Source organism: Psychromonas sp. psych-6C06, assembly GCF_002835465.1.
In the GTDB taxonomy this organism is placed as follows: domain Bacteria; phylum Pseudomonadota; class Gammaproteobacteria; order Enterobacterales; family Psychromonadaceae; genus Psychromonas.
In genome coordinates this window covers 710,845-736,553 of sequence record NZ_PIZM01000002.1, presented here as the reverse complement: position 1 = coordinate 736,553, position 25,709 = coordinate 710,845, and the positions used below count along the sequence as shown (strand labels likewise).

Annotated in this window: 23 protein-coding genes and 4 tRNA genes; 16 read left to right on the top strand and 11 right to left on the bottom strand. The window is 37.2% G+C overall.

From position 1 onward, the window contains the following. The first annotated feature begins 8 nt into the window (after positions 1–8). From gmd to CW745_RS06440, 12 genes are all read left to right on the top strand, one after another. Positions 9–1,142: a GDP-mannose 4,6-dehydratase gene (gene gmd / locus CW745_RS06495; protein WP_101107805.1), complete on the top strand. Its 1,134-nt coding sequence runs from the start codon at positions 9–11 to the stop codon at positions 1,140–1,142. A 4-nt stretch (positions 1,143–1,146) separates the two neighbouring features. After that, positions 1,147–2,118 (top strand): GDP-L-fucose synthase, encoded by a 972-nt coding sequence (locus tag CW745_RS06490; RefSeq protein ID WP_101107803.1) that lies wholly within the window; start codon positions 1,147–1,149, stop codon positions 2,116–2,118. A gap of 10 nt (positions 2,119–2,128) precedes the next feature. Beyond that, a complete protein-coding gene (locus CW745_RS06485) occupies positions 2,129–3,454 on the top strand; it encodes a flippase (RefSeq protein WP_238596717.1) in 1,326 nt (441 codons plus the stop codon). Then, positions 3,451–4,368, top strand: coding sequence for a glycosyltransferase (locus CW745_RS06480; protein WP_101107799.1), 918 nt, complete (start codon positions 3,451–3,453; stop codon positions 4,366–4,368). Before CW745_RS06485 ends, CW745_RS06480 begins: the two co-directional genes overlap by 4 nt. Next, complete coding sequence (locus tag CW745_RS06475; RefSeq protein ID WP_101107797.1) at positions 4,365–5,594, top strand: glycosyltransferase family 4 protein; 1,230 nt, start codon at positions 4,365–4,367, stop codon at positions 5,592–5,594. The genes CW745_RS06480 and CW745_RS06475 overlap by 4 nt, the downstream gene beginning before the upstream one ends. Further along, the gene (locus CW745_RS06470) at positions 5,591–6,745 is read left to right on the top strand and encodes a hypothetical protein (protein ID WP_101107795.1); all 1,155 of its coding nucleotides are present in this window, start codon (positions 5,591–5,593) and stop codon (positions 6,743–6,745) included. The genes CW745_RS06475 and CW745_RS06470 overlap by 4 nt, the downstream gene beginning before the upstream one ends. 62 nt (positions 6,746–6,807) lie before the next feature. After that, the gene (locus CW745_RS06465; protein WP_101107794.1) at positions 6,808–7,593 is read left to right on the top strand and encodes a glycosyltransferase; all 786 of its coding nucleotides are present in this window, start codon (positions 6,808–6,810) and stop codon (positions 7,591–7,593) included. 191 nt (positions 7,594–7,784) lie between these two features. Next, on the top strand, positions 7,785–8,525 hold the full coding sequence (locus tag CW745_RS06460) for a glycosyltransferase family 2 protein (RefSeq protein WP_101107792.1): 741 nt from the start codon (positions 7,785–7,787) through the stop codon (positions 8,523–8,525). Beyond that, the gene (locus CW745_RS06455; RefSeq protein WP_101107790.1) at positions 8,522–9,442 is read left to right on the top strand and encodes an NAD-dependent epimerase/dehydratase family protein; all 921 of its coding nucleotides are present in this window, start codon (positions 8,522–8,524) and stop codon (positions 9,440–9,442) included. The genes CW745_RS06460 and CW745_RS06455 overlap by 4 nt, the downstream gene beginning before the upstream one ends. Before the next feature lie 7 nt (positions 9,443–9,449). Beyond that, positions 9,450–10,010, top strand: coding sequence for a sugar transferase (locus CW745_RS06450; RefSeq protein ID WP_238596714.1), 561 nt, complete (start codon positions 9,450–9,452; stop codon positions 10,008–10,010). An 83-nt stretch (positions 10,011–10,093) separates the two neighbouring features. Further along, complete coding sequence (locus tag CW745_RS06445; protein ID WP_101107788.1) at positions 10,094–12,007, top strand: nucleoside-diphosphate sugar epimerase/dehydratase; 1,914 nt, start codon at positions 10,094–10,096, stop codon at positions 12,005–12,007. Beyond that, on the top strand, positions 12,004–13,170 hold the full coding sequence (locus CW745_RS06440) for a nucleotide sugar dehydrogenase (RefSeq protein ID WP_101107786.1): 1,167 nt from the start codon (positions 12,004–12,006) through the stop codon (positions 13,168–13,170). Before CW745_RS06445 ends, CW745_RS06440 begins: the two co-directional genes overlap by 4 nt. A 39-nt stretch (positions 13,171–13,209) precedes the next feature. Here CW745_RS06440 and CW745_RS06435 read toward each other — a convergent pair whose 3' ends face one another. The 4 genes from CW745_RS06435 to CW745_RS06420 form a co-directional block, all read right to left on the bottom strand. Further along, positions 13,210–13,902 carry an exonuclease domain-containing protein gene (locus CW745_RS06435; protein ID WP_101107784.1) on the bottom strand — a complete coding sequence of 231 codons (693 nt, stop codon included), beginning with the start codon at positions 13,900–13,902 and terminating at the stop codon, positions 13,210–13,212. Beyond that, positions 13,902–15,746 (bottom strand): DUF294 nucleotidyltransferase-like domain-containing protein, encoded by a 1,845-nt coding sequence (locus tag CW745_RS06430; RefSeq protein WP_101107783.1) that lies wholly within the window; start codon positions 15,744–15,746, stop codon positions 13,902–13,904. The genes CW745_RS06435 and CW745_RS06430 overlap by 1 nt, the downstream gene beginning before the upstream one ends. Positions 15,747–15,826: 80 nt before the next feature. After that, positions 15,827–17,545 (bottom strand): sodium:solute symporter family protein, encoded by a 1,719-nt coding sequence (locus CW745_RS06425; RefSeq protein WP_101107781.1) that lies wholly within the window; start codon positions 17,543–17,545, stop codon positions 15,827–15,829. 15 nt (positions 17,546–17,560) lie between these two features. Next, the gene (locus tag CW745_RS06420) at positions 17,561–17,824 is read right to left on the bottom strand and encodes a DUF4212 domain-containing protein (RefSeq protein ID WP_101107779.1); all 264 of its coding nucleotides are present in this window, start codon (positions 17,822–17,824) and stop codon (positions 17,561–17,563) included. Between the two features lie 316 nt (positions 17,825–18,140). On the opposite strand from CW745_RS06420, the gene CW745_RS06415 reads away from it, so the two are divergent. Together CW745_RS06415 and CW745_RS06410 are read left to right on the top strand one after the other, a co-directional pair. Continuing rightward, positions 18,141–19,001, top strand: a complete 861-nt coding sequence (locus CW745_RS06415; RefSeq protein WP_101107777.1) for a hypothetical protein — start codon at positions 18,141–18,143, stop codon at positions 18,999–19,001. Positions 19,002–19,124: 123 nt separating this feature from the next. Beyond that, entirely contained in the window at positions 19,125–20,279 is a 1,155-nt protein-coding gene (locus CW745_RS06410; protein ID WP_101107776.1) for a PilT/PilU family type 4a pilus ATPase, read from the top strand. A 696-nt stretch (positions 20,280–20,975) separates the two neighbouring features. Here CW745_RS06410 and CW745_RS06405 read toward each other — a convergent pair. From CW745_RS06405 to dnaQ, 6 genes are all read right to left on the bottom strand, one after another. Beyond that, positions 20,976–21,052 (bottom strand) — tRNA-Asp (locus CW745_RS06405). 36 nt (positions 21,053–21,088) lie between these two features. Next, positions 21,089–21,165 (bottom strand) — tRNA-Asp (locus CW745_RS06400). Between the two features lie 73 nt (positions 21,166–21,238). Continuing rightward, a tRNA-Asp gene (locus CW745_RS06395) sits at positions 21,239–21,315 on the bottom strand. A 62-nt stretch (positions 21,316–21,377) separates the two neighbouring features. Continuing rightward, a tRNA-Asp gene (locus CW745_RS06390) sits at positions 21,378–21,454 on the bottom strand. Positions 21,455–21,636: 182 nt separating this feature from the next. Beyond that, the gene (locus CW745_RS06385; protein WP_101107775.1) at positions 21,637–22,902 is read right to left on the bottom strand and encodes a hypothetical protein; all 1,266 of its coding nucleotides are present in this window, start codon (positions 22,900–22,902) and stop codon (positions 21,637–21,639) included. Further along, entirely contained in the window at positions 22,887–23,600 is a 714-nt protein-coding gene (dnaQ, locus tag CW745_RS06380) for a DNA polymerase III subunit epsilon (protein WP_101107773.1), read from the bottom strand. The genes CW745_RS06385 and dnaQ overlap by 16 nt, the downstream gene beginning before the upstream one ends. A 67-nt stretch (positions 23,601–23,667) precedes the next feature. On the opposite strand from dnaQ, the gene rnhA reads away from it, so the two are divergent. After that, positions 23,668–24,129, top strand: a complete 462-nt coding sequence (rnhA, locus tag CW745_RS06375; RefSeq protein ID WP_101107771.1) for a ribonuclease HI — start codon at positions 23,668–23,670, stop codon at positions 24,127–24,129. 2 nt (positions 24,130–24,131) lie between these two features. Here rnhA and CW745_RS06370 read toward each other — a convergent pair whose 3' ends face one another. Then, positions 24,132–24,854, bottom strand: coding sequence for a methyltransferase domain-containing protein (locus CW745_RS06370; protein ID WP_101107769.1), 723 nt, complete (start codon positions 24,852–24,854; stop codon positions 24,132–24,134). Between the two features lie 60 nt (positions 24,855–24,914). On the opposite strand from CW745_RS06370, the gene gloB reads away from it, so the two are divergent. After that, on the top strand, positions 24,915–25,685 hold the full coding sequence (gloB, locus tag CW745_RS06365; protein ID WP_101107767.1) for a hydroxyacylglutathione hydrolase: 771 nt from the start codon (positions 24,915–24,917) through the stop codon (positions 25,683–25,685). Positions 25,686–25,709 lie beyond the last annotated feature (24 nt).

Sequence of the window (25,709 nt, the reverse complement as noted above, 5' to 3'; positions counted from 1 at the left end):
GAAAGCTCATGTCAAATAAAAAAGTTGCGTTAATAACAGGTGTTACAGGTCAAGATGGCTCATACCTTGCTGAATTACTACTAGAAAAAGGTTATGAAGTTCATGGTATCAAGCGCCGCGCATCTTCTTTAAACACTGAACGTGTTGACCATATCTATCAAGATAACCACGAAAAAAATCAAAATTTTTTCTTACACTACGGTGACTTAACCGATTCATCTAATTTAACGCGCATTATTAAAGATGTGCAACCAGATGAAGTTTACAACCTAGGTGCGCAATCTCACGTAGCGGTTTCTTTTGAATGCCCTGAATATACAGCAGATGTAGATGCAATGGGCACGTTACGTCTGTTAGAGGCAATCCGCTTTTTAGGTTTAGAAAAGAAAACAAAATTCTACCAAGCTTCTACTTCTGAGCTTTACGGTGAAGTGCAAGAGATCCCGCAAAAAGAAACAACACCATTTCACCCGCGTTCACCTTATGCTGTCGCTAAAATGTATGCCTACTGGATTGTAGTTAACTACCGAGAATCTTACGGCATGTACGCTTGTAACGGAATCTTATTTAACCATGAATCACCACGCCGTGGTGAAACCTTTGTGACCCGTAAAATCACACGCGCTATTGCTAATATCTCTCAAGGGTTAGAAAAGTGTTTATACCTGGGTAATATGGATGCATTACGCGACTGGGGTCATGCAAAAGACTATGTTCGTATGCAGTGGATGATGTTACAACAAGACAAAGCAGATGACTTTGTAATTGCAACTGGCAAGCAAATTAGTGTTCGTGAGTTTGTAACACTTTCTGCTAAAGAAGCTGGCATTGAGTTAGTATTCTCTGGCGAGGGCATTAACGAAATTGCTACTGTTACTGCAGTTATTGGTGATAATGCTCCTGCAATTAAAGTTGGAGATGTGATTGTTAAGGTTGATCCTAGATATTTCCGACCTGCTGAAGTTGAGACATTGCTTGGAGACCCTACAAAAGCAAAAGAAAAGTTAGGCTGGGTTCCACAGATAACCGTTGAAGAGATGTGTTCAGAAATGGTTAAAAATGATTTAAGTAAAGCTAAGCAACATGCATTACTTAAAGCACACGGACATGATGTTGCAATCTCAATTGAAAATCAAGGATAATAAAATGTCTGCGTTAAATGCAAAGGTTTTTGTGGCAGGGCATCGTGGCATGGTGGGGGCTGCAATTGTTCGCCAACTTAAAGCCAATGGTTATACTAATATCATTACACGTAAGCGTTGCGAGTTAGATTTAACCAATCAAAAAGCTGTGTGTGATTTTTTTGAGAGCGAAGGAATTGAGCAAGTTTATTTAGCTGCTGCTAAGGTTGGCGGGATAGTGGCAAACAATACTTACCCTGCTGATTTTATTTATGAAAATCTGATGATTCAGTGCAATATTATTCACAGTGCACACTTAGCAGATGTTCAACAACTATTATTTTTGGGCTCTTCATGTATCTATCCGAAATTAGCTAGTCAACCAATGATGGAATCGGCACTATTAACGGGTACTCTAGAAGAAACTAATGAGCCTTATGCCATTGCTAAAATAGCGGGCATTAAATTGTGTGAAAGTTATAACCGTCAGTACAGTCGAGATTATCGAAGTGTTATGCCAACCAACCTTTATGGTGCTCATGATAATTTTCATCCTGAAAATAGCCATGTTATACCTGCATTGTTGCGTCGTTTCCACGAAGCTAAATTAAATAACGACAAAGAAGTGATGGCATGGGGGAGCGGTAAACCTAAGCGTGAGTTTTTATATGTCGATGATATGGCTGCTGCTTCTATCCATGTAATGAATTTAGAACAATCGACTTATGAGGCAAATACTCAACCGATGTTAAGTCATATCAATGTAGGTACAGGCGTAGATTGCACTATTAAAGAGTTAGTCGAAACAGTTGCGAAAGTAGTTGGCTTTGAAGGGGAAATTAAATTTGATGAATCTAAACCTGATGGTGCTCCTCGTAAATTGATGAATGTTAATAGAGTGGAATCGCTTGGATGGAAATATTCTGTTTCGTTAGAAGATGGTTTAGGTATGTCTTATCAATGGTTTGTTGATAACCAAGATAAGTTCCGAGGTTGATTCTGTTCAAGTGAATGTTGTAAAAAAACTAATCAATCTAAAAAGTAACCAAGGCGTAATGAAGTATTTAAAAAATACTTCATGGCTACTTGGTGAGAAAATATTAAGGATGACCCTCGGGCTTTTCGTTGGTATTTGGGTTGCTCGATATTTAGGCCCTGAGCAATTTGGGCTATTCAGTTATGCGCAAAGTTTTGTTGCTCTTTTTACTGCATTCGCGACGTTAGGGCTTGATGGTATTGTTATAAGGGAGTTGGTGAAAGATAAAAGTCAGAGAGACAAACTTTTAGGAACTGCATTTATACTTAAGTTGGTAGGTGCTATTTTAGTTCTCTCGTTGTTAGCTTTTTCTATTTTTTTTCAGTCAGATGAGTACCAAACTAACTTACTAATTTTTATAATAGCATCAGCCACTGTATTCCAAAGTTTTAACGTTATTGATTTTTATTTTCAAAGTGTAGTGCAAAGTAAATACGTTGTATATAGCAATGTTTTTTCTCTTTTATTGTCCTCATTATTTAAAGTTATATTAATTGTAAATAACGCTCCGTTAATTGCATTCGCTTACGTAATTATTTTCGATAGCTTCGTTCTGGCAAGTGGTTTTCTCTATTTTTACTTACAAAATAAATTATCTATCTTCACATGGTCTATTGATAAAAACTGTGCGAAATCTTTACTGAAAGATAGCTGGCCTCTGATTTTAAGTGGATTAGTTATTTCCATGTATATGAAGGTAGATCAAATAATGATCAAGAATATGCTGGGTAGTGCAGATGTTGGTCAATATGCTGCTGCAGTTAGATTAAGTGAAGTTTGGTATTTTATTCCAATGATTATATCCTCATCATTATTTCCAGCGATTCTTAATGCTAAAAAAGTATCAAAGGAGTTATATTATTCTCGCATGCAAAAACTTTATGATTTAATGGCATGGATAGCTGTTTTTATAGCAATCCCAATGACATTTTTAAGCGATTGGATTATTCGTCTACTTTATGGAATAGAATTTATTGAAGCGGGCGGTGTATTGATGATCCATATTTGGTCTGCAGTTTTTGTTTTTTTAGGTGTATCAAGTAGCAAGTGGTTTATTGCTGAAGGGCTACAAATATATTCATTCTACCGAACTTTAGCTGGTGCCGCTCTGAATGTGTTACTGAATATCCTTTTAATTCCAGAATACGGTATATACGGCGCTGCGATGGCAACTTTAGTTGCGCAACTTGTTGCCTCATACTTATTTAACATTGTAAATAAAAAATCACGCGTGACATTCATACTGCAAAGTAATGCACTGTTACTCCCTTTTAGAAATATAGGATTCAAATTTTGAATAACTTGGCACCCATAGTTTTATTTGTTTACAACCGCCCTGAACATACACAAAAAACATTACAAGCTTTACAGAAAAATAGCCTCGCGCCTGATAGTGAATTATTTATCTATGCAGATGCCCCTAAAAATGAAAGCGCATATGCTCAAGTTAATATGGTTCATGAATTAATATCCAATGTTTCAGGGTTTAAAAAAGTAACAATTATAAAAAAAGAGAAAAACATTGGTTTAGCAAACTCGATAATTGGTGGTGTATCAGAAATAATAGCTGTATATGGAAAAATAATTGTTCTTGAAGATGATCTAGTTACCAGTCCTTATTTCTTGAAGTTTATGAATTCAGCATTAGATTTCTATTCTGACCAAAAAGATGTTTGGCATATTAGCGGATGGAATTATCCAATAGAAAAAAAAGGTTTAGCAGATGTTTTTTTATGGAGAACCATGAATTGCTGGGGATGGGCTACTTGGTCTGATCGCTGGAGTAGCTTTGAAAAGAATACAGAGCAAGCTATCAGTGATTTTAGTCGAACCGACAGAAGGTCATTTAACCTTGATGGTGCAGAAAATTTTTGGGCACAAGTCGTGGCTAATAAAAATAAGAAAATTGATACATGGGCGATTTATTGGTATGCAACTATTTTTAAAAATAATGGCTTTTGCTTGAATCCTACACAGACATTTGTTGATAATATCGGGTTGGATGGTAGTGGTGTGCATTGCGGTAAGAGCGAGTCGTATAGTTTGCCTCTTAATAAAACAAATGATTTTCATTTTCCAGTTGAAATTGAAGAAAATGAATTGGCAGTTACTCTAATCAAGAGTTTTTATCGGGGGCTGAAAAAGCCATTTATTATCCGCGTGATAAACAAATTAAGTCGTGTAGTTTTAAGTCGGAATTTGATAGCATGAAAGTTTTAATTGTGAATACATCTGATATCCAAGGCGGTGCTGCTCGAGCCGCCTATCGCTTACATCAATCGCTATTATCTGAAAATGTAGATAGTCAAATGCTGGTACAAGATAAAAGTAGTGATGATTGGACTGTAGTTGCTAAGCCCGGAAAAATTAATAAAGGTATTGCTAAAATCCGTCCAACAATAGATGGAATACCAGTTCTTTTTTATAAAAATAGGGTAAAGACCCTCTTCAGCCCATCTGCGCTTGGTTTTAGTGGGATTGTTGATGAAATAAATAATATGAACCCTGATGTTGTTCATCTCCATTGGATTGCCGGGGGGATGATTAGAGTTGAAGATTTAGCCAAAATAAAAGCTCCAATTATTTGGTCTTTACATGACAACTGGGCATTTACTGGTGGCTGTCATATAATGTGGAATTGTAAAAGATATAAGACCAATTGTGGTAATTGCCCGATTCTCAAAAGTAATAAAGAAAATGATTTAAGTCGAAAAGTTTGGAATAGGAAAAAAAGAGCTTTTTCAAATATATCAAATATGACTATTGTAGGTTTAAGCAGTTGGTTAAACGAGTGCTCGAAAAATAGCTCTCTTTTGAAAGACTACAAGCATATTAATTTACCAAACCCGATTAACACCGAGACTTTTAAACCTTTTGATAAAAATAAAGCAAGAGAGCTTTGGTCTTTACCAGCGAATGGATATTTAGTTTTATTTGGCGCGAATAATGCTACAGGCGATATAAACAAAGGTTTTAAAGAATTAAGTGAGGCTTTAAACAAGTTAACGAATCAAAATATCGAGCTTGTTGTTTTTGGCAGTAGCGAACCTAAAAAATCTCAAAATTTTGGATTTAAAACACACTACTTAGGGCATTTGCATGATGATGTAAGTTTGGTTACTTTGTACAGTGCTGTTGATGTCATGGTCGTGCCCTCACTACAAGAGAATTTATCAAATGCAATAATGGAAAGTCTAGCTTGTTCAACCCCTGTTGTTGCCTTTGATATTGGTGGCAATGCAGATTTAATTGAACATAAGAATAATGGCTATTTGGCTCAGCCTTTTGATAGCGCAGATTTAGCAAAAGGAATAGAGTGGGTGCTTGAACATGATGAGTATGATGAACTTTGCATTAATGCTCGGAATAAGGTTTTAAAATCATTTGATAGTTCTGTAGTGGCAAGAAAATACATTAACTTATACGAAAGCATATGAAGATATATCGATGTAATAATATAAAGCTTAGCGGTAGTGTTCTTCTGTCATTATTAGTATCTTTCCCATGGTTTTTCATAAGTTATGGCGGGGTATTACATGGTGCAGATAGCGAGCTTGTTATTAGCTTTTTTACCATAGCTGTATCACTCTTTCTTTTTTTTGTTTTTGTCCCACATAGCAGTAAAGTAGAAAATACAGGTTATGGTAATTTGTATGGGAAATCTACTTATTGGTTTGTTATTTTATGTTACTTAGTAGTAATAGTTGGGAAGTTTATCCTTGCTTATAAGTATGATTTTCAATTAGGTAAAGTTAGGGCTCAATATTTTAGTGCTGAGGGTGTAAACACAGTTTATTTTGGCTTTTCATATTTGGGAGCGTTTTTTTCTAAGGTTATTGTTCCTCTATCGCTAGTATTAATGATTATTACAACTAAAGAGGAGAAACAGCAAAAAATATTGTTATGTGCATTTTTAATATCAAATGTGCTTGTTGGTGGGCGGTTTGCTATCTATCAATTTGTTGTTATCTTAATCCTAAATAATATTATAGCTAATAAAATATTAAATAAAAATATATTAGTTATAATGTTGTTGCTGTTTTTTTCATTCTTTCTTATCGCGAATAGGCTTGGTGTCGAGCTACTTGATTCGATAGTTTATTTGTGGGAACAGGTACTGAATTATCATGTTATTCAAATTCCATTAATATCACACTACTTAGATTTTCCCGTCGCTTTGGGGCCGTTTACTGGTGTAGAGAGCTTGATATATAATGTGTTAGGGAATGGTTCTCCCGAGACAATGGTTGCGGAGTATTTAAGAAATAATGAAATATACCTTAATGGAGCAGGCCCATTTAATGCTTTTGGTACGTCCTTAAGCTTTTTTTTCCCTGCGTTAGGCGTACCGTTCGGAACAGTGACATTTCTCTTTTCAGTTTTTCTGCATATTGGATTACTGCTGATTATTTTAAAAAAAAATACATTGTTGGTTATTAAGTTATATGTCTTCGCTCTTTATTTTTCAGCTTTTCAGCCTTACATATTTACTTTTCAGTATTATATGCTGATGTTGTTTTTTCTTTTAAATTTTATTTCAATAGATATACAGAAAAAAAATTTTAAAATCATATTCAAATTGAACTAAAACTGTCTATCATGGTTGCCCTGGTGCTTCCGTTTGGTTGCCATTATTAATGGAATATTAAAATGTACTTATCTATTATAACCGTTGCCTACAATGATCTTATTGGTATAAAAAAAACATACCAAAGCGTTGTTAACTTTTCAAAAAAGTACACTGGTAAACTTGAGTATATTATTGTCGATGGTGGCTCAACGGATGGTACAAAACAGTTTTTAGAAGGTATTGTTGAAAACTTGGAAATGCCATCAATAACCTGTATTAGCGAATCTGATGAAGGAATATACGATGCAATGAATAAAGGGATCAATTTGACCTCCGTAAGCTCAGATTATATTTTATTTTTGAACTCAAGTGATGTTTTTTTAGACTCCGCCGGGACTGACTTGTCGAGAATTCAATTATCTGCTGTGGCAAACGTATTCTCATTGCTATCTTCTGATATAAACTCAAATAAGGTAAGAGTTAGAAAACTTACACATACGTCAGAGATTGCAAATAGGCCAGCTTACCCTCATCAATCTACTTTTATTTCTACAAGTTACCATAAAAGAAACTTATACTCTAAAAAATATAAGATTTTGGCAGACTACGATTTTTTCTGTAACTTATATGTTAAAAAGGAAAGTATTCAATGCTTTGATATAGATATATCAAACTTTATGCAAGGGGGAATAAGTAATAATAAAGATGGGCAAGCAGTGTGGATAACAGAACTAAAGTCTATTCAGCTAGAGTATTTTAATAAATATAACCGCTTATTAATATTCACGACTGTGCTGAAAGGTATTATATATAAGTTGCCTTTTTCTAAACAAATTGAATATGCATTAAGGTTGTTGATTCGTTAATATTGATTTTTTTATAGTCGCTAATTGGCCAATGTACGTGTCGTTAATGAGTGTTTAGGTGGTAACTTTTTAGGTTACTGTTATTGCTCGTCGAACAGCTATTTTGCCGGTAAAACTAGTGCTGTTTATATGGCCTAGCCAAGTTATATTGGTAGTATGAAGCATTTATTTCGCAATTTATTGGATATTTTATGAAGCTAATTTCTATTATCATGCCTTCTTACAATGCTAGTTTGAGTATATCTGATTCAATTAGATCCGTTCTAATTCAAAGTTATCCAAGTTGGGAGTTAATAATTGTAGATGATCACTCAACTGATAACACCGTTGAAACTATTCAAACGTTTAATGACCCAAGGATTAGCTGTATAACTTTAGATACAAACTCCGGTAGCCCCGCACTTCCGAGGAATGTAGCTCTAAGTTTAGCCAATGGGGAGTATATAGCATTCTTAGATGCCGATGATCTGTGGGAAAAGGATAAGTTAAGCAAGCAAGTCAAATTTATGAGTGATAATGATATTATGTTTTCGTGTACTGCATATAATATTATTAATGATGACGGGGTTATAGTTTCCTCATACTCTCCTCCAGCAATTGTAAACTACAGTCAGTTGCTAACTAATAACTCTGTTGGATGCTTAACTGCTATGGTAACAAAGGAGTTATTAGGTCAGCAAAAATTTCCTATTTGTGGTCATGAAGATTTTGCACTTTGGCTAAAATTAATTAAAAAATGCCAGTATATATATGCTCTGGATGAAAAGCTTTGTTCTTATAGAAGGCTAGATGGTTCTGTCTCTTCTAATAAAAGTAAGTTAGTCTCTTTCTTTTGGAACATTTACCGAAATGAAGAAGGTATTGGCGTGTTTAAAAGTCTGTGCCTTAGTATTAAATATTTTGTTAATGTAGTTTGGTATAAATATAAATGAAAATATTAATTACAGGTGCCTCGGGTTTTATAGGAACAGCTCTATTAAACAGGTATCCTGATAAAAAATTTAGGAAGGTTCTAAGAGCAATGAATGGACGTAATTCATTAGATACTTTCCATATTAATTCAGTTAATGATAATACAGACTGGTCTGGGGCATTTAACGATGTGGATGTTGTCATTCATTTAGCTGGCTTAGCTCACTCTAACTCTTATACAGATAGTAAGTATGCCGATGTAAATACGAATGGAACTATTCATTTGGCAAGTGAGGCAGAGAGAGGGGGAGTAAAACGTTTCATATTTGTTAGTTCAATAGGTGTTATTGGTAATAAAACTATAGGAAATGAAGTTTTTTCTGAAGATTCTATACCGGCTCCTCAGTCTAGTTATGCCAAATCAAAATATATTGCAGAGCAAAGACTGTTAGATATAGCATCTAAAAGTAACATGGAAGTTGTTGTGATTCGGCCTGTCCTTGTCTATGGAAAAAACGCGCCAGGGAATTTTCGTAAATTAGTTAACTTAGTTAACAAAGTGCCAATGTTACCTTTTGCTTTGTGTGATAATAAGCGTAGTTTTATCTCGGTCGATAATTTAGCAGACTTTATTTCAGTGTGTATTGAACACCCGAAAGCTAAAAATGAGATATTCTGTATTTCAGATGGTGTGGATGTTTCTATCAAAGAGTTTACTAATGGTATTGCTAAAGGTTTAGAAAAACCTTTGATTCAGCTTCCTGTTCCGAGTTTTGTTTTTTCTTTATTGGGCAAAGTTTCAGGCAAAAAAGAGCAGATTGAACAATTAACTGGAGACCTGCAGGTCGATTCCAGTAAAGCTAGAGAGCTTTTAGGCTGGAAACCACCATTTACTATGGCAGATACATTTAGTTGTTTAACAACAAATAAGCAGTAAGATATTTATGAACCACTTTATAATTAGAGTTTTAGATTTTTTAATGGCCTTTTTCGGCCTTATCGTTACCTTTCCAATCTTATTAATCGTGACTATTTTTGGTTACTTTGATACTGGCTCTCCCGTTTTTATTCAACAAAGAGTTGGCAAAAATAAGAAGCCATTTAATCTTATTAAATTTCGCACCATGTCGGTTGATACAAAATCAGTCGCGAGTCATTTAGCAAGTACTGCTTCTATTACTAAACTAGGTGGGATTTTACGTAAAACTAAAATTGATGAATTACCACAGTTAATCAACGTGTTAAAAGGTGAAATGAGTTTTGTAGGGCCTCGCCCAAATTTATTTAACCAAGAAGAGTTAATTAACGAGCGTGACAGTCGATGTGTTTATGATGTGTTGCCAGGTATTACTGGGCTTGCTCAAGTGAATACCATTGATATGTCCACGCCAAAGTTGTTAGCGGAAACCGACCAGAAAATGATCGAAACGTTGACCTTAAAAAACTATTTTACTTATATTGTACAAACTGCAACGGGCAGTGGATCTGGTGATCGTGTTGGTTAAACAACTTTCTGAATGACTTTTATGATATTCTAAAGGCCTTGCAAATTAGCAAGGCTTTTTAAATTTTCTGGATTAAATTTTAAATGAATTACTTTTTTTCTATTTCACGCTTATACAAACGTTTAATCAGTATTACTGCCGATTTTTTATTTATTTCGCTCGCTTTTATTGGGGCATTTTATACACGTTTAGGCGATTTAACCCTTTTAAAAGAGCCAGAATATACCCATGCATTGTTGCTCCTTGCTTTAAGCACACTGTTTCTTTTTGCTCGCGTAGGACTTTATCGTGCGGTATTGCGCTACCTAAGTGTTCACGCTCTATTTACCATTGTATTAAGTTGCTTAGCTTCTTCAGTTTTTCTAGTGATGCTGGGATATTTCACTGATCTGTTTATTCCACGCTCTATTCCTATTATTTATTGTACTTTCTTGCTGCTATTAAGTGGAGGAGCGCGCTTATTAGTTAGAGTTTCAGTTTCTAAACAAAAAAGCCGTAAGAAAGAAAGAGTTGTTATTTATGGTGCTGGAGATTCAGGGCGTCAATTACTTAACTTGTTGCGACAAGGTGATGAATTGCATCCTGTTGCATTTGTCGATGACGAGAAGAAACTGCTTAAAACAGTGGTTAATGGTTTAACCGTTTATGCTAATAATGACCTTGAATCATTAATTAAGCATAAAAGGGTGGGAAAGATATTATTAGCTATGCCAAGTGTCCAAAGAGGAGCACGCAAAAGTATTATTGACTCTTTAGTTGAATTACCCGTTGAAGTATTATCGATTCCCCGTTTTGAGGAGTTATTAAACGGTACTGCAACGATAGATCAACTTCGTGATGTACCTATTGAAGATTTATTAGGGCGAGATGCTATACCTGCTAAACCTGAATTGTTGGGCGCTAATATAAAAAATAAAGTTGTTATGGTGACTGGTGCTGGTGGATCTATTGGCTCAGAGTTATGTAGGCAGATTCTTTTGCAGCAGCCAAAAACACTTATTTTATTTGAATTATCAGAATACGCACTTTATCAAATAGAAAAAGAGCTTAGTGGCATTGATAGCTTACAACAACTCGATGTAGAGATAGTGCCATTATTAGGCTCTGTGCAGAGACAAAATCGTCTTTCTGCTATCTTAAAAAGCTTTAAGGTTCAGACGCTTTACCATGCAGCTGCCTACAAACATGTTCCGTTAGTGGAATATAACGTTGTTGAAGGGGTGCGTAATAATGTTTTTGGTACTTATTTTACAGCATTGGCTGCCATCGAAGCACAAGTGGAATCATTTGTGCTTATTTCAACAGATAAAGCTGTTCGCCCTACAAATGTAATGGGAACGACTAAGCGCATGGCTGAGCTATCACTGCAGTCGCTTGCCGCTGAAGATCACAATACACGTTTTTGTATGGTGCGTTTTGGTAATGTATTAGGCTCTTCTGGATCTGTTATTCCCCTGTTTAAGCGTCAAATTTCAGAAGGTGATCATGTGACGATCACTCACCCTGATATTATTCGTTACTTTATGACCATTCCTGAAGCTGCTGGTCTCGTTATCCAAGCTGGTGCAATGGGTAAAGGTGGTGATGTATTTGTGTTGGACATGGGCGAGCCGGTACGTATTGTAGATTTAGCGGTTAATTTGATTAAACTCTCGGGGCTAGAGGTAAAATCAGCAGAAAACCCCTATGGTGATATCGAGATAAAATATACTGGCTTAAGGCCTGGAGAAAAACTCTTTGAAGAATTGCTCATCGGTGACAATGTCATGGGAAGCGAGCATGAGCGTATTATGTGCGCTAATGAGAGTTTCTTACCCTATTCTGAATATAAGTTGATTTTAGATCGTTTAGATGTAGCTTGTGACTGTTTTGATCATGAAAAGATTCGTGAGATCTTACTCTCTGTGCCAGCTGGTTTTAATCCAACAGATGAGATTGGTGATCTGGTATGGAAAGCAAAGAATAATATTAAATATAAGAGTGATAAAATTTTATGAAAATAGCGATTGCAGGAACCGGCTATGTAGGCCTTTCAAATGCGGTATTACTTGCACAAAACAATCAAGTAGTCGCCATTGATCTAATTCCAGAGAAGGTCGATTTAATAAATAATAAAAAATCCCCTATTGTTGATAGTGAAATCGAAGACTTTTTAGCGAATAAAACATTAAATCTTTTTGCAACAATGGATAAAAGTTTAGCTTATGAAGGTGCAGATTATGTAATTATCGCTACACCTACTGATTATGATGTAAACACTAACTATTTTAATACCGATTCTGTTGAGGCTGTAATTCAAGATGTAATTGCGCTCAATCCTAATGCAGTGATGGTAATAAAGTCTACGGTACCGGTTGGTTATACAAAAATGGCTTGTGAAAAATTTGCTTGCGAAAAAATTATTTTCTCTCCTGAGTTTTTGCGTGAAGGGCGTGCTTTATACGATAATTTACATCCCTCTCGTATAATTGTTGGCGAACAAAGTGAACGTGCGACTGTCTTTGCTAACTTATTAGCTGAAGGTGCCTTGAAAGAAAGTATCGATATTTTATTCACTAATTCTACCGAAGCTGAAGCGGTAAAGCTTTTTTCTAATACCTACCTCGCAATGCGCGTTGCTTATTTTAATGAGTTAGATTCTTATGCTGAATCCCACGGTTTAGATGCTAAACAGATCATTGAAGGGGTGGGATTAGATCCGCGTATTGGCAATCATTATAACAACCCCTCATTTGGTTACGGTGGATATTGTTTACCTAAAGATACCAAACAACTTCGTGCTAATTACCAAGATGTACCTAATAGTATTATTGGTGCGATTGTTGATGCGAACAGTACACGTAAAGATTTTATTGCCGATTCAATCTTGAAGCGTAATCCTAAAAAAGTAGGTATCTACCGTTTAATTATGAAATCTGGATCCGATAACTTTAGGGCTTCGAGTATTCAAGGTATTATGAAGCGTATTAAGGCGAAAGGTATTGAAGTGATTATTTTTGAGCCGGTCTTTAATGAAGATGAATTTTTCCATTCGCGTGTGATTAAGGATTTAGAGGCCTTCAAAGCGGAAGCTGATGTGATTGTTTCAAATCGAATGGCTCCTGAGTTACTCGATGTCGCAGATAAAGTTTATACGCGCGATCTGTTTGGTTCTGATTAATTTTTTTGTTGTGTGGTTTGCAGAAGAGAACCTAAGCCACTAACGTATCAACTCAGAGACTTTTATCGTCTCGGCCCCTCCCATTCGATTCGTTTGTGCCATTAACAGCTCCGCACAGGAAAGGGCATCGACGAGTGCGTTATGAGCATCATAATTGGGTAAATTGTAACGACTTCGGCAGTTTGCTAGTCTTAGTTCGCCCTCTTTGATTGTCGTTTGTTTACGCAATAATCGGCGGTGTTCTATATGTAATGTGTCGATTGCATATAGTCGGCATTTTTTTTTGTTTGATGGTTCACTTTGTTTAAGCAATGCTTGTTCAATAAAGCGCATATCTAACGGTGCGTGATGAGCAACTAACACATAACCTGTAATCTCTTTAAGCAACCACTTCATTGCCTCTTCTATCGTGATAGCTTGTTTTAAATCGGCATCGACTAAGCCATGTATCGTGGCACTTTGACCTACGCTTCCTTCTATCTTTATAAGTTTATGTTTGCCTTGATTAAGCGTAATTTGACCATTTATTATGGGGATAAGGCCAATACTGATGATTTGATCTACTTTAGGATTAATGCCTGTCATCTCTAAATCTAATGCCAGCAGTGGTGCTGTTTTTAGATTTAAATTAAGCAGGGGAAGGAGGGCTTTATGATAAGTGCGAATTTGCGCATCTTCACAAGCACGAGTTTTGTAATGTAGGTAAGCTTTAATGAACCAATTTCGCAACATTAATATTGCCTTAAAAATTTCAGTTTGATGCCTGTTTGACTATCGTGAACAACTTTAAAAGCATCTTTTAAATGATGTCGAGCTAATGATGTTAGGGTGTTTGGGAGAAGATAGTTTGAAAGAGGAGTACCTTGTTCATATTGCTGACCTTGATTTACTAATCTCTTATGGGCAATAAACTCTGCTGCATCTAATAAGTTATAAATATCTTGCGGATTAATTCCCCTTAAACGAAGTAGTTGATTTAAGCGCTCTCTTGTATTCACCGCTTTTATTCCGTTGGCTAAAGCATGAACTCTGGCAATATCGTTAATTAGCGCCAACCCTTTATGTTTTAAATCTATGCCTTTAACTTCGCTCCCATCACGTTCAATAACAAAGTTTTTAAAAAAGCCAAGAGGGGGGAGTTGCTGCGTTGCATTATGGGTTAATGCAGCAAGAAAAATATCATTATTCTTTGTCTGAGCTAACACGCTACTTTGTAGTGTATTGAATAAAAAATCATCACCATAAATACAGCGCATATCAAAAAATATTGTCGCATTGAGAAGTGCACGTGGTTGAGGGGTATTGATCCATTCATTAAACTGTTTCTGCCACTGTGTTAGCGAGCATTGCCACTTAGGGTTTTTAGCCATAATATCGCCAGGGCAATAGGGAAAGCCACATTGATCAAGCCCATGGCAGACGATATTTGCCAGCTTCTGGAAATATTGTTCACTATCTACATCGGTTTCTTTTTCAAGCAATAAGGCGTTGTCTTGGTCTGCACCTGCTGCTTGATCTTGCCTTGCTTGAGAGCCAAAAGCTAACCAACAAAATTTCATTGGTGCTTTACCGAGTTGTTGCTCTGCGAGTAAAAGTAAGCGTCTAGTAAGTGCATCGGTGGCTAAAGTTAGAATGCGTCCAATCTCTTGTGCTTTTGCATCACTACTTATTAGGTTTTGCAATAATAAAGGCAGTTGTTTACTAACAGCGACTAAATTTTCAATACTATTTTGTCGATCTATTTGCCCAATTAATAACAATGGTTGTGAGCTTTGACTACGCATAATATCGGTACTAGTCAACATTGCGATGGGCTGATCATGTTCAACAATGGGAAGATGGTGAATATTTTTTTCACTCATTAGTAACATCGCTTCAAAAATAAGTGCGTTTTTATTGGCGGTAATTGGTGAAGCGGTCATGATCTCTTTAATCTGTATCTCGCCTGTTAGTCCCTTAGCAAGTACACGATTACGTAGATCACGATCGGTTAATATACCTACAAGTTGTTGATTATCTATAATAATGAGGGATGAAACGCGTTTTTCTGACATTAACTCGGCCGCTTGGCGAATAGTCGCATTGCTGTTTAGGCTGATCATATTTTCTGAAATTAGTGAGCTGATACGGCTTGTGTTGATTTTATTACTTTTTAATTCTCCTTGGCTACGTAAACGTTTTGCAAAGGCTTGATTGAAAAATCGGTCGAAACTTTGACTCGCTGCACGTAGTTTATTAAAGCTATTTAAGGGCAGTTGGTATATTAATCCATCTTCTAAAATATGTACCTTGTTGACTACTTTTTCACCCGATAGCATGCCACTAAAACCAAAATATTGCCCATCACTAATCCTGTCGATAAGATCTCCCTTTTCTGTTGTTACTTCAAATGCGCCACTACGCACGATATAAAGCTGTGGCTCATTGGTATCTACGTGAACCAGTAATTCATTTTTACCATAGTAGATAACAGTAAGGGATTGACAGCATTGCTCAATAAGCTGATCAGAGAGCTGGTCAAAGGGAGGAAGTGTTTTGATGAAGTTGCTGATGGGTTTTAGTTCAGTGCTATCCATTAAAGAGTGGCCTCTAAGGTTAAGCGTAAAGTGAGTTTCCTCGTAAAATAGAGGAAACTCACTATGACAGTTAATAGTTATTAATGATCTTGTGCTCCACCAGCTCCTTTAGGGAAGCGGATGGACTCAACCATATCAACAACCGATTGTGGTATGGTCGCAGTAACCTTACAAACAATGATTGCAACAATAAAGTTAACTACCATTCCCATTAAACCAATACCTTCTGGAGAAATACCAAATAACCAGTTTTCAGGAATATTGCCAGCAGGGTTTATAAATTTGAAATAAACAATATAAACTGTTGTAAATAACAAACCTGCAAGCATGCCGGCTATTGCACCTTCTTTATTCATTTTTCTAGAGAAAATACCCATTGTAATAGCTGGGAATAATGAAGAGGCAGCTAAACCAAAGGCAATGGCGACCACGGCGGCGACAAATCCTGGGGGGTTAATACCAAAGTAACCAGCCATCAATACCCCTGCACCAGAAGCAATACGCGCATACATTAACTCTTTTTTGTCAGAGATATTGGGCATAAGATTCTTCTTCAAGAGGTCGTGTGATACTGAAGTGGATATAACTAATAATAAACCTGCTGATGTTGATAAAGCGGCTGCTAAGCCACCTGCCGCCATAAGCGCGATCACCCATGCAGGTAAATTTGCCATTTCAGGTGTTGCTAATACAATGATATCTCGGTCAATTTTCATCTCATTTTCAGCACCCTTAGCGTACATCATTTTACCGTCATTGTTTTTATCTTCCCATTTAACTAGGCCCGTTTTTTCCCAGTTTTGTACCCAGTTAGGAGCTTGTTCGTGGGGAACACCTTTACCGTCAGTACCATTAACAGTTTCAATCATATTTACACGAGAGAAAGCGGCAAGTGCTGGAATTGTGGTGTACATGATGGCAATAAATAGTAATGTCCAACCTGCAGAGCTACGTGCATCTTTTACGCGTGGTACAGTAAAAAAGCGAACAATAACGTGGGGTAGACCTGCGGTACCAAACATTAACGCCCCACAGATAAAGAACACATCAATCATGCTCTTAGAGCCTTCTGTATATTGAGCAAAACCGAGTTCAGTAGAAAGGCCATCGAGTTTATCTAATAGATATACACCGGAGCTATTTCCTGTCGCGTCTAGCACTTCAGCACCAAAACCCATTTGCGGGAATATATGCCCTGTCATCATCACAGAAAGGAAAATTGCTGGCACCATGAATGCAAAAATCATGACACAGTATTGTGCGACTTGAGTATATGTGATCCCTTTCATGCCTCCTAAAACAGCATAGAAAAATACCACACACATACCAATGTAAACGCCGGTATTAATTTCTACTTCTAGGAAGCGAGAGAATACAACTCCTACGCCACGCATTTGGCCTGCAATATAAGTAAAGCTGATAAAGATGGCACAAATAACGGCTACGGTTCGCGCAGCTTGTGAATAGTAACGATCACCTATGAAGTCTGGTACGGTAAACTTACCAAATTTACGTAGGTATGGAACCATTAAGAGGGCAAGTAGTACATATCCACCAGTCCAGCCCATTAGATATACACTACCATCATAACCGACAAAGGAAACGATCCCAGCGAGTGATATAAAGGAGGCTGCTGACATCCAATCAGCGGCGGTTGCCATCCCATTTAATACAGGAGGAACACCACCACCGGCGACGTAAAACTCCTTCGTTGATCCTGCACGAGTCTTGATTGCAATACCTATATATAAAGCAAAGGTCATTCCGACAACCAAATAAGTTAACAATTGAACATCCATTTTTATTACTCCCTATTATTCTTCAACGCCGTATTTTTCATCAAGTTTGTTTGATTTTTTTACGTACACAAAAATAAGCGCTAGAAATACATACATTGAACCTTGTTGAGCAAACCAGAAACCTAGTTTAAAACCCATAAAGTGAATTTCGTTTAAGGCATCAACAAATAAGATGCCACATCCGAACGAAACTAATGCCCAAATACTTAATAGGGATATAACGAGTTTTAAATTCTCGTTCCAATATTCCTTTGCTTTATCTACATTTTCAAAACTCATCTTGTTTCCTTTTTAATCAGTTATGTATCAGTTTTTACTTATATTTTGTCCATATCTGAAAAGACGATGTTAATACTATGTTAATTTCGTTTAATTGTTAGTCAGTTAACGAGGCTTCTGTCATGTTTTTGTGATGATTTTTTGTGATGAATGTTGTGAAAATTCATCTCTATATTGTTTTTGTGATGGGGTTAACTTTGAGTTATTTATTTTTTGTTAAATAAACTGCTCATTATGTAGAAAACTCAGTGCGGGTCCATAATGTATAAATGTGGAATAATTGGAGTGTAAAATGTGTACAATAAGAAATATTTTTATGTTACTTCTGATCCTCTTTTCACGCTTTGCCCTATCTCAATCAATCGTTGTTTGGGATCAATTGTTAACCCACCCTAATTCAATGGTGCCAGAGCTATTAAAGCGAGCATTAGAGGTTACTGAAGATGAATATGGGAAGTATCATATTCTTCCATCAGAAGCGATGGAGCAGGGAAGAGTAATAAAACAGATGCAAATTAATCGTGTTGATATTGCTGTTTTCGCCCCTAATGAAAAGCGTGAAAAAATTGCCATCCCTATCCGTATTCCAGTCACTGGATCACTGCTGAGCTATCGAATCTGTCTTATTCAGCCAGAAAAGCAGGCTCAGTTTGAGAAGTTAAATAGTTTAGAATCCCTCATTACTCATAATGTCATAATAGGACAACACCAAAATTGGCCAGACACAAAAATTATGGAAGCTAATGGCCTTACATTATGGAAAGCAAATAAATATAGCCTGCTATTTGATCTCTTAGCATCAAAAAGGTTTGATTGTTTTTCACGTGGTGCAAATGAAGTCGTACAAGAATTTTATACACACGGCTATAAAGGATTAGTAATTGAAAATCATCTTATTATTTATTACCCATTACCCTTATATTATTTTGTTAATTTAGCTAAGCCTAAACTTGCTGAACGGCTTGCCAAAGGGTTAGATATTTTGCAGAAAAATGGTGAGTACGAGGCGATGTTTAGCGCTAAATTTGGCGAAACCTTACAGTATTTAAATATGGACAATAGAATTATTATTGAGCTTGAAAACCCGCTATTGAGTGAACCGACACGAAAACAGATGCAAGAAGGTAAAGACTATTATGATCAGTTAATACGTAAAGTAGCGAGTGATCACGAGTGAATAAAATAATTCAAGGTGATGATATTAAATTTCTACATCACTTCACTAAAGTAATTAAAATCACTGGGTTAGCTTCCTATGTTAGTGTCATACTGAGGTTAATTTAAACTTGAGGAGGTATTAATGGAATTCGAACAAATGCTAAACATATTGTCTAGCAAAGATGGCTCAGATCTTTATTTAGCAACGGGAGCTCCACCTTCAGCCAAATTTCAAGGTAGCTTAAAAACATTAAACAGTGAATTATTTAAGCCTGGCGAAGTCGCCGCTATTGCTGATGCCATTATGGATAGCGAACAAAAAGTAGCATTTGAACAAGAGTTAGAGATGAACCTTGCTATCTCTATTTCAAACGTGGGGCGTTTTAGGGTAAATATTTTTAAGCAACGCAACGAAGTTTCGATAGTTGCACGTAATATCAAAGTAGAAATTCCTAAGTTTGCAGATTTACGTTTGCCTGAGATTTTGAAAGAAGTGATCATGACAAAACGCGGTTTAGTCTTGTTCATTGGAGCGACGGGCTCTGGTAAATCAACCTCACTTGCGGCTTTAATTGACCATCGTAATGAAAACTCATCTGGGCACATTATCACCATTGAAGATCCGGTTGAATTTGTACATAAACACAAGAAGAGTATTATTAATCAACGTGAGGTCGGGGTTGATACTCGAAGTTTCCATGCGGCATTGAAAAATACACTTAGACAAGCGCCAGATGTTATCCTAATCGGTGAAATACGCGATCGTGAAACGATGGAGCACGCTTTAGCATTTGCAGAAACAGGGCATTTAGCTATTTCAACACTGCATGCAAACAATGCTAATCAGGCTTTAGATCGTATTATTAACTTTTTCCCTGAAGAGCGTCGTCCGCAATTACTTAATGACCTAGGAAATAACCTTAAATCGTTTATTTCACAACGTTTAATTCCTACTATCGATGGTAAACGTTGCGCTGCAATTGAGGTAATGATGGGAACCCTCACCATTCGCGATATGATTAAAAAAGGCGAGTTTGGTTTGCTTAAGGATGTCATGGAAAAGTCGAAGTCACTCGGTATGCAAACCTTTGATTGTGCTCTTTTTGATTTAGTAAAAGAGGGGAGAATTTCGGAAGAAGAAGCAACTAAAAACTCTGACTCACCAACCAATCTTGCATTGAAATTTAAATTGGATAAGGGGGGGATTGCAGAGCAAGCAGAACAAAGTGCCAAAAAAGAGGGCGGAGGTTTAACCTTAGAGCCTAAAGTAAGCTTTGATGATTTAGACTTTTCTTAGATTGTTAATATAAGTTACTGGCAGTTTGTAACTGTCAGTTTTTCAATCGTCAATCGCTGTAATGCCTTCCTTGCTTGACCTCAATACTACTCCGAGAAAGATTCAAAAATTATTTTACGACAGAATTCACAGAAGTGCTTCGTAACTACAGAGGGAAAAATTCAAAAGTTCGTTCACCACAGAATTCATAGAGGTGCTTCGCACTACACAGAGAAGATTAAAGATAATGAAAGATTAATAGCTTTTTAAGGTGGAGGCTTCTTGGGCTTTAAAAACAGAAAAACCACAATTAAGCGGTTGTTTTCTTTACTATTTCACACTGTTAGCGGAGTTGTGAGGCTCGAATCTGTGATACTTGGTGTGACTGGGCGCTTTATTTTAAACAAGAGTTAACCAACTGAACTGCTATAAGTGTTATTGAGTTATTTTGAATAAAGGAGGATTTTACTAGGCTTTAAAAACAGAAAAACCACAATTAAGTGGTTGTTTTCTTTACTATTTCACACTGTTGGCGGAGTGGGCTAGACTTGAATCTGTGATACTTGGTGTGACTGGGCGCTTTATTTTAAACAAGAGTCAACCAACTGAACTGCTAAAAGTGTTATTGAGTTATTTTGAATAAAGGAGGGTTTTACTAGGCTTTAAAAATAGAAAAACCACAATTAAGTGGTTATTTTCTTTACTATTTCACACTGTTGGCGGAGTGGACGGGACTCGAACCCGCGACCCCCGGCGTGACAGGCCGGTATTCTAACCAACTGAACTACCACTCCACGGAGTGTGTAACAGTTTGTCTTTGTACAGTACGTTGGCGGAGTGGACGGGACTCGAACCCGCGACCCCCGGCGTGACAGGCCGGTATTCTAACCAACTGAACTACCACTCCATTACGAGTACTGTATTCAGAACTTTCAATTTACATTAATAATGTTGGTTTGAAGAACCATTCGTTTATATGTTGGCGGAGTGGACGGGACTCGAACCCGCGACCCCCGGCGTGACAGGCCGGTATTCTAACCAACTGAACTACCACTCCAGCTGTATATAAACATTCAACACTTGATTTAACAGAATCTACTCGACAACTATCAAAGATAGTGGCGGAGTGGACGGGACTCGAACCCGCGACCCCCGGCGTGACAGGCCGGTATTCTAACCAACTGAACTACCACTCCAATTATCTTAAGCCTAGGCTTAAATTAACTGTGTTCAGTTAAATCAACAACACGTTTTAGCGTGTCTCTGTTGAGGCGCTGATAATACGTAGTTGCCCTTGCGTAGTCAACACTGAAAAACAAAAAAACAGCATTATTATTGCTTAACTTTAGTAAGTGCTTATTTTGCGCTCAACTCCTGCTTATTTACCATCCTTAATATCAATGGGCATTGGTTGTAATTCATCTAATTTTAGTTCTTCAGCTAACGCATCTTCATTTTGTTGGTTTTTCTTTTTACGTTTTATCGCAAAAATAACGGCGATTACAATAATTAATAATAGTGTTATGCCAATCGTTAGCCATAGCCATAGGCTGTCCATTACGGACCCATCTTCTGTTTCATCAGTTATGCTCTCGTCTGTATTCAGCGCAGTACTTATGGCTTCGCTAATTTCGAGCTCTGGAACAACAAATGGAGGAATTAGCTCGAATATTCGATCAGCTAGCTGTAACTCTATCTCTCTGCCGTCGCGTGTTGTTGCATAAGCTTTTCCGGAAAAGGTGTATATATTATGTGAAAGTTTATAAACAGCAGACATTGGCTGAGTGGTATCTTCATTATCAAGGTTGTGCATTATAACCTGTGAAACGACTTTATCCTCGGAATCCTTAAAGACACCGTCAATGCTAACCGAACTGGGATCTAATTCTTCACTGTCAATATTAATCGTGATCCGAGCTTCATCACTGCCTGTCTCGATGGCTTTAACCTCTGCATCAATAGGAGAGATAAAAACAACAGCATCTTTATTTACATTGCGGATGAAAACGTCATTTTTTGTACTTATTTGCAATAAGTATCGACCAGGCAGCAGGTCAACATAAAGGCGCGCGGTTAGCTTTCCATCAAAGGAAAGTTCATCATAATGTTTGCCATCATCTTGATACAGTGCCATTTTTTTATTAGCACCACCTAATAATGAAACTGATAATTTGGTGTCCTCTATATAGGAGGGGTTGGTCATGATCTCGCCATCGCTATATAACGTGGCGTGGGTGGTAATATATTCTTTTGCATAAAGCTTTAATGGTAAACGGTTAATATTCAGTGTTACTTTACTAATTATTTTAATGCGATTATCACCGTCTAGCTCTGCGATTGCTTGCCAGGGGCCTGCCATCGGCTTTTGCACCGTTACTATGTCTTGCGTAGGGCTACTAACCCATGCCACACTTTCAGGGTGGCGTTGTTGATATAACTTACTGCCATCTGGTTGCACTAATACAACACGTTGATAACCCTTGCGATGATTAAAAATAAAAGTAACTTGCTCTGCTTCAGGGTCAATTCGAAAACGGTTATCGAGTAAAGGGATATCGTTTGGGGCATAAATAGTATGCGCAATACTCGAAAATGAAAAAAGTAAGCAAAGTAAAATGGTTAAATGTTTTATGAAGATTGCCACAGGTTATCCTTGATTAGTTTTAAGCGCTCTGTATGTGCAATTTGTTCCGCCTCTGACGCGCGGATAATCGTTAATGGTGTTGATGACGTTCGTGCCTGTTTTCCGGTTGGGACTTCTCCCGTTTCATTATTTGTCAAATTAAGTTTAGCTTGCCCGCCACTCATTAACAGGTAAACATCGGCTAAAATTTCAGCATCAAGTAATGCGCCATGTAAAACTCGATGTTGTGTATTGATGCCAAAACGATCCGATAATGCATCAAGATTGTTTCTTTTACCGGGAAACATCTTTTTTGCCATCTCTAATGTATCGGTCACTGTAGAGATTTCTTCAGTGGGCTGAGTCTTTTTATTTAAAAAACGGAACTCTTGATCCATAAAGCCGACATCAAAGGGGGCGTTATGGATAACTAAATCTGCGCCCCGGATAAACTCAATAAACTCATCAGCTACTTGTTCAAAGGTAGGTTTATCTTGCAAAAATTCATCGGTAATACCATGAACAGCCATTGCTTCTGGGTCAACTAATTGCCCAGGATTGATATAAACATGGTAATGGCGACCTGTTAAGCGACGGTTGATGACTTCGACACAGCCAATTTCAATAATACGGTGGCCCAGATAAACGGTGCCATCTTTATTCATCCCCGTTGTTTCTGTATCTAAAACGACCTGTCTTATCTCTTTGCTTGTGTTCATCATTGTCTCTATTTATAGTCTATAAAAATTCAGTTTAGCAAAATGTGAACAAGGTTATGAGGCAACAATGAAAAAAATAGAAATTTATACCGATGGATCATGCTTAGGTAACCCTGGACCCGGTGGTTACGGTGCTGTACTGATTTTTAATAAACATCGTAAAGAGTTAGCTGAGGGATATAAACGCACGACAAATAATCGTATGGAGATGCTTGCCTGTATTAAAGGGTTAGAACAATTAACTGAGCCCTGTGCAGTTGATTTGACCACCGATAGCCAATATGTACGTCAAGGAATCACACAATGGATTCATAATTGGAAAAAGCGCGGTTGGAAAACAGCAGCGAAAGCACCAGTTAAAAACGTTGACCTTTGGAAAGCGTTAGATGCGGCTCAAGAAAAGCATGTTGTTACTTGGCACTGGGTAAAAGGACACTCAGGGCACCCTGAAAATGAACGTTGTGATGATTTGGCGCGTGAAGCAGCAGAGTCAAAACCGACACAGGAAGATGTCGGTTACGATGGTTAACTTTATTGCTTATGATGTCGCGTAGCAATCGGTTGTTGATTGACAATAGGTTTGCTGAATTTAAAGGGCGATTTAATGGGGGTCATTGGAATGCTTTGTTTTTTAGCAACAATGAAATAGGTACTACAGAAATAAGGTAGGTAGCGTTCGCCAATGCTTTCAACGCAATTTGAAAACTTGCTGTGAAGTTTGCAGGACAGAAAATCAAAGTGTTGTTTCTGCTGTATCTCAAAGCCCAGTAAGTGTAACCAGTCTAATACGCGGTTAGGTAAAAATAAACGTGCTGTCTGTGGATTTTTAGGGTTCATTAATGATCGTAAACCAAATAGACTAATAGGGTTGTAACCACTGATTATCAGTGTTCCGTCCAGCGTTAGCACACGGTCTATTTCCCGTAAAAGCTGGTGTGGGTCGCTCGAAAAATCGAGCTCATGGGCTAGAATACAAAGGTCAATTGAGGAGTCTTGCACTGGTAATAGATGTAAGTCTGCAATCAGGCCGATATCCTCGCCACTTGGCGCGCAATTAATCTGATGAATGATGGGCGATTTAGCTGTGCTTAATTGACTACTTAATTGGCCTAGCTTCAATAGATGGTAACCAAAACATCGAGTGATGGTATGATCAAGCCGACATTGTGTCTCTTTTAACAAGCATTGCCCATGTGGCAGTTGCGCCCATGATTCGATAGGCGTTAAAATTCGTGACGTTTTAGCTATCTTCATATTTATACCTATGTTGCATTTTAAGTATCATAAGTATGTTCACTTACTCAGAGAATTATTATGGTTAATGTATTAACGATCCCATCATTTAGTGATAACTATATTTGGCTTATTAAAGATAGTCAAAGCCAGCATTGTATTGTGGTCGATCCCGGTGATGCGACTCCTGTATTAGAGATGATAGAATCTCAAAACCTAATTTTAGATGCTATTTTAATTACACATAAGCATTATGATCATATTGATGGGGTTGCTCAATTGCTGTCAGCCCTAGGCGAAGATATTAATGTTTTTAGTAAAAACAAGCTTTTTCCTGAATCGACTCAAGTCGTTGAAGGGCAAAGTATCCACTGTTTTGAAGATCGTTTTGTACTTCAGGTGATGGAAGTGCCTGGACATACACTTGATCATATTGCCTTTTATAATAATGAATTGTTGTTTTGTGGCGATACTTTGTTTTCAGGTGGCTGTGGCCGGGTTTTTGAAGGAACACATACACAAATGTTTGACGCGCTTTGTCGTTTACGTGAGCTTGATAATGATACAAAGGTTTACTGTGCACACGAATACACTATCAGTAATTTAACCTTTGCTCTCGCAATCGAGCCTAAAAACAATGCGTTAATTACCTATATGAAAGCGGTTGCGAAAAAACGTCAACAAGGTTTAGCTTCCATTCCGACTAGTATCGGTGTTGAAAAACAGATCAACCCTTTCTTTCGTTGTGATCAAGATGAATTAATTAATCATCTTCAAAATCAATTAGCTAAACCATTACAATCTGGGTTAGATACATTTACTGCGCTGCGAACCCACAAAGATAACTTTTAAAACAGAAATTATTATTAATTTTTG